Here is a 5663-nt window from a genome sequence, read left to right on the forward strand (position 1 = left end):
TTTCAATTGGGCATCGACCGCATTGTCCTGGCGGCGATCTTGGCCGCGATCGCCGCTGGAATGGTGATCGCCCTGCAGTTCCTCGTCCCCCGCGACACTGGTGTTCAGCCGCAATGGTTTTTGTCGGCGGGCTTTGTCGTCACCACAATCTCGGCTTGCGTGATGGCGGTCGCGACGGTGTGGTACGCGCTACGCGAACTGCGCCGTGCCCAGGAAGCCGTGCAGATGGAATACGAACGGTCCGAGGCCTTGTTGGCCAACATGTTGCCGGCCAGCATCGCCGAGCGGCTAAAGGACCCGGCGCGCAACATCATTGCCGATAAGTACGACGACGCATCAGTTCTTTTCGCCGACATTGCCGGCTTCACTGAGCGGGCCAGTGACATCGCCCCGGACAAGCTGATCCGATTCCTGGATCGGCTTTACAGCGACTTCGACGCGCTGGTGGACAAATACGGACTGGAGAAAATCAAAGTCAGCGGCGATTCCTACATGGTGGTCAGTGGAGTGCCCGAGCGACGGCCCGATCACGTGGAGGCGCTGGCGGACCTTGCCCTCGACATGGCCCAGACCGCAAGCGGATTGAAGGATTCGCGCGGCGATGCGTTGCCCTTGCGAATTGGACTGGCCAAGGGCCCCGTCGTCGCCGGCGTGGTGGGCTCTCGGCGGTTCTTCTATGACGTGTGGGGCGATGCTGTCAATGTTGCATCGCGGATGGAATCCACCGATTCGGTAGGGCGGATCCAGGTGCCCGAGGATGTCTACCAGCGGCTCAAAAACGACTTCGTGCTACAGGAGCGCGGTGTCTTCGATGTCAAAGGAAAAGGCCTCATGCGCACCTGGTATCTCGTTGGCCGCAAACCCGACACCGGTTCGGGCGGCGTGCGCGCTGCGGCGCCGCAAACGGCCAGGGTCTGACTCGCAGCACAGTTCTTCCATCGCGATCATCATTTGTGCGAGACTTCGGACATGGAAACCACTTCTGTCCCAAGGTTGTTGCCGCATCTGTGGAAGTCGACACTCGTATCCGGACTTCTAGCGCTGGCGCTGGGCATCTTGACGTTGGCATGGCCCGGAGAAACCATTCTGATCGCGGCCATTCTTTTCGGCGTTTACCTGCTGGCCACCGGGATCGTGCAAGTCTTGTTCGCGTTCAGTCTGCATGTCTCTGCCGGCGGGCGAATCCTGTTGTTCATCAGCGGCGCCGCGTCGCTGATTCTGGCGCTCCTCGCCTTCAGACATTTCGGCAAGGATCCACTCACCGCGATCCTGTTCTTGGCAATCTGGATCGGCGTTGGCTTCATCTTCCGCGGCGTAGCGACCACGGTGTCGGCGATCAGTGATCCGGCATTACCGGGCCGCGGCTGGCAGATATTCGTTGGTCTGATCAGCCTTCTGGCGGGCATTGTCATGATCGGATCGCCCTTCGAATCGCTCGCGATCCTGACGCTCATCGTCGGCATCTGGCTCGTCGTCATCGGCGTGTTCGAAATCGTGTCGTCGTTCGGTATTCGCAGCGCGTCCAAGCGGGTAGACAACGCCCTGGCAGGTGGACCGCCGAGCGCGGCCTGACCGACCGACGTGATCGTGGCGACAACTTCGTGGTGCTGATCGCGGCCGTCTACTACACTTCGTAGTAACACTGGGCAATGTCGCCGGGAAGGTGGCAGATGGACGTCGTCGATGTTTCGCGGTGGCAGTTCGGTATCACCACCGTCTACCACTTCATCTTCGTGCCGCTCACCATCGGTTTGGCACCACTGATCGCCATCATGCAGACGGTGTGGGTCGTCACCGACAACGTCGCCTGGTATCGGCTCACCAAGTTCTTCGCCAAGCTGTTCCTGATCAACTTCGCGATCGGCGTGGCCACTGGGATCGTGCAGGAGTTCCAATTCGGGATGAATTGGAGCGAGTATTCCCGTTTCGTCGGTGACATCTTCGGCGCCCCGCTGGCGATGGAAGGCCTGTTCGCCTTCTTCTTTGAATCCACTTTCATCGGATTGTGGATCTTCGGTTGGAGCCGGCTGCCGCGGCTGATTCACCTGGCGTGCATCTGGATAGTGGCGATCGGCGTCAACGTGTCCGCATTTTTCATCATCGCGGCGAACTCGTTTATGCAACACCCGGTTGGTGCGCACTACAACCCCGTGACCCGCCGCGCCGAGTTGAACAGCATCACCGCGCTATTGACCAATAACACTGCGCTGGCAGCATTTTCGCACACGGTGCTCGGTGCCCTGCTGACCGCCGCAACATTCGTGGCCGCCATCGGCGCATGGTGGCTGGTACGTCCGGATTCGGACGTCCGCGCCATATTTCGCCCTGCGGTGATCCTGGGGTGCTGGGTGGTGCTGCTCGCCACCGTCGGCCTGTTGTTCACCGGTGACCGCCAGGGCAAGCTGATGTTCGTTCAGCAACCGATGAAAATGGCATCGGCGGAATCGTTGTGCAACACCGAAACTGATCCGGACTTTTCGATCTTGACGGTCGGCACGCATAACAACTGCGACAGCGTCACGCGTGTGATCGAGGTGCCCTACGTGCTGCCGTTCCTTGCCGACGGACGATTCGACGGCGTCACGTTGCAGGGTGTGCGCAACATGCAGCAGGACTACGAACATCGATTCGGCGGAGGCGACTACCGGCCCAACCTATTCGTCACCTATTGGTCGTTCCGCGCGATGATCGGGTTCCTGGCCATTCCGGTGTTGTTCGCGCTGGCGGCGTTGTGGTTCACCCGAGGCGGCCGCGCGCTCAACCAACGTTGGTTCTCCTGGCTGGCGCTGCTGGCCATCCCGACGCCCTTCTTGGCCAACATATCTGGGTGGGTGTTCACCGAGATGGGCCGCCAACCGTGGATCGTGGTGCCGAACCCGACCGGTGACCAGCAGATCCGCTTCACCGTTCACCAAGCCGTCTCCAACCACCCCCCCGGCATGGTTGTCACCTCGCTGGTGACCTTCACGCTCGTCTATGCGGTGCTCGCCGTCGTCTGGTTCTACCTACTCAAGCGCTACGTCGTCGAGGGGCCTCGAGAACACGATGCTGAACCGGCGCCGCCGCGGGCACCCAGCGACGACGATGTCGCGCCGCTGTCGTTTGCGTATTAGAGCCAACCGGGAAAGGAGCTGACCGATGGGACTGCAAGAGTTGTGGTTCGGCATCATCGGAATGCTGTTCCTCGCTTTCTTCATCCTGGAGGGCTTCGACTTCGGCGTCGGCATGTTGATGGAGTCGTTCGCCCGCATCGGCCCGGGCGAACCTGAATTGCAGCGCCGCACAGTGCTTAACACCATCGGGCCGGTGTGGGACGGCAACGAAGTCTGGTTGATCACCGGCGCCGCGGCGATGTTCGCGGCGTTTCCCGGCTGGTATGCCACCGTGTTCTCCACGCTGTATCTACCGCTGCTGGCGATCCTGTTCGGCATGATCCTGCGCGCCGTGGCGATCGAATGGCGCGGCAAGGTCGACGACACGAAATGGCGCGGCTGGGCCGATTTCGGGATCGCCGCCGGGTCGTGGTTGCCCGCGGTGTTGTGGGGCGTGGCCTTCGCCGTCCTGGTCCGCGGCCTGCCGGTGGACGCCGCAGGCCACATCCACTTGTCGATCACCGACGTGCTCAACGCCTACACCGTGCTGGGCGGCCTAGCTACCGGCGGGTTGTTCTTGCTGTACGGCGCGGTGTTCGTCACGTTGAAGACCTCGGGCACGATCCGCGATGACGCACACCGATTCGCGTTGTGGCTGTCGCTTCCGGTGACCGGACTGGTTGCAGTATTTGGGCTTTGGACGCAGCTGGCCCACGGAAAGGGCTGGACCTGGGTGATGCTCGGGGTGGCGGTGGTCGCGCAGCTTGCAGCGGTGCTGTTGGTGTGGCGGCGCGTGTCCGATGGGTGGGCTTTTGGCTGCATTGCGTTGGTAGTTGCGGCCGTCGTCGTGCTCCTGTTCGGCGCGTTGTATCCGAACCTGGTGCCCTCGACGCTGAACAGCCACTGGAGCGTGACCATCTACAACGCGTCGTCGACTCCGTACACCCTGAAGATCATGACCTGGGTGACGGCAATCATGGCCCCGTTGACGGTCGTATACCAAGGGTGGACGTATTGGGTTTTCCGGCAACGGATCTCGGCTGACCGGATACCGCCGTCAATCGGACTGGCGAGGCGGCCGTCCTGAGCGCGAGCAGCCGGGGGCCCTTAGACCCGCGACTATGGCGGGCATCAGCGGCGCTGCGCCATTTCCTGGTTGCGACCGTAGTCTGCGGTGTCGTGATCTCCGGTTGCGCCATCGGGTCAGCGATCCTGCTGGCGCACATCGCTTCTCAGGTCATCACTGATCCGGCGGCGCGTCATTTCAGCCAGTGGGCGCCGATGTTATCGATACTCCTGACGGTGTGGGTAGTACGCACGGTGGCCCACTGGCTGCAGGCCCGGCTGGGTCAACGCGGCGCCAGCGCAGTGATCGCCGATCTCGGCAGCCAGGTGCTCGCAGCCGTGACAGCCCGCCAACCCAGGCGACTGGCAGCTGAGCGCGACGCCGCCGCGGTGGTGGTGACCCGTGGGCTTGATGCGTTGCGACCCTATTTCACCGCATACCTGCCGACATTGCTGCTGGCAGCGATCCTGACCCCGATGAGCGCAGGCGTCCTGGGGCTCTACGACGTGAAATCGGCTGTGATCGTGCTGATCACGCTGCCGCTGATTCCGATTTTCATGGTGTTGATCGGTCTGGCGACAGCGGACCGATCCGCGGCAGCACTGGCCGCCATGGCCACCTTGCAGGCTCGGCTGTTGGACTTGATCGCCGGCCTCCCGACGTTGCGAGCTCTCGGTCGTGCCACTGGGCCAGAGCACCGCATCGCGGAGCTGGCAAACGCGCACCGGCGGTCAGCGATGGCCACACTACGAATCGCGTTCCTCTCCGCGCTGGTATTGGAACTGCTCGCGACCCTCGGCGTCGCGATGGTCGCCGTCAGCATTGGCCTGCGTCTGGTGTTCGGCGAGATCAGCCTGACCACCGGTCTGACCGTGCTGTTGCTCGCGCCCGACGTCTACTGGCCGCTGCGGCGCATTGGCGTGGAATTCCATGCCGCGCAGGATGGCCGGGCCGCGGCAGACAAGGCGTTCGCACTGATCGAGGACTCCCCCGCCGCCGCGCCGGGTACCCGGGCAGCCTCGGCGCGCCAAGCCGTGATCGTGCTCGACAACCTCAGTGTCGCGGGTCGCGACGGGATGCGCCCACACGATCTCAGCGCCGTGATCCAGCCCGGACAGGTGACGGTGTTCACCGGTGCGAACGGCGCCGGAAAAAGCACCACCCTTCAGGTGATCGCCGGAATCACCACGGGCAGCAGCGGCCGCGTCACCGTGGCCGGAATCGACATTGCCGATCTCGAGTTGAACGTGTGGTGGCAGCAGCTCTCCTGGTTGCCGCAGCGCCCGGTGCTGATTCCAGGAACGGTCGCCGACAACCTCGCGCTGTTCGGTACTCTCAGTGACCTTGAAAGCGCCTGTGCGGCAGCTGGGTTCGATCAAGTACTCGCCGAGCTGCCTGACCGGATGGGTACCGTGATCGGAAGCGGCGGAGTGGGGCTGTCGCTGGGTCAGCGGCAACGCCTCGGTTTGGCCCGCGCCCTCGGCTCACCCGCTCCGGTGCTGCTG

The 5663-nt window shown here is 63.0% G+C and carries 5 protein-coding genes; all 5 read left to right on the plus strand.

Translation table 11 applies throughout. The features are described 5' to 3' along the window. The coding region (locus WBF82_RS03130) for an adenylate/guanylate cyclase domain-containing protein (RefSeq protein WP_424381640.1) at positions 1-918 on the plus strand (918 nt) is incomplete at its 5' end. A 33-nt stretch (positions 919-951) separates the two neighbouring features. Beyond that, positions 952-1572 (plus strand): HdeD family acid-resistance protein, encoded by a 621-nt coding sequence (locus WBF82_RS03135; protein WP_424381641.1) that lies wholly within the window; start codon positions 952-954, stop codon positions 1570-1572. Between the two features lie 98 nt (positions 1573-1670). Beyond that, complete coding sequence (locus WBF82_RS03140) at positions 1671-3113, plus strand: cytochrome ubiquinol oxidase subunit I (RefSeq protein ID WP_424381642.1); 1443 nt, start codon at positions 1671-1673, stop codon at positions 3111-3113. Positions 3114-3138: 25 nt separating this feature from the next. Then, positions 3139-4179, plus strand: a complete 1041-nt coding sequence (cydB, locus tag WBF82_RS03145) for a cytochrome d ubiquinol oxidase subunit II (RefSeq protein WP_424381643.1) — start codon at positions 3139-3141, stop codon at positions 4177-4179. A 53-nt stretch (positions 4180-4232) separates the two neighbouring features. Beyond that, positions 4233-5663 (plus strand): thiol reductant ABC exporter subunit CydD (gene cydD, locus WBF82_RS03150; protein ID WP_424381644.1); only part of this gene is annotated, 1431 nt, incomplete at its 3' end.

Origin of the sequence: Mycobacterium sp. (assembly GCF_049673265.1) — a bacterium.
Lineage (GTDB): Bacteria > Actinomycetota > Actinomycetes > Mycobacteriales > Mycobacteriaceae > Mycobacterium.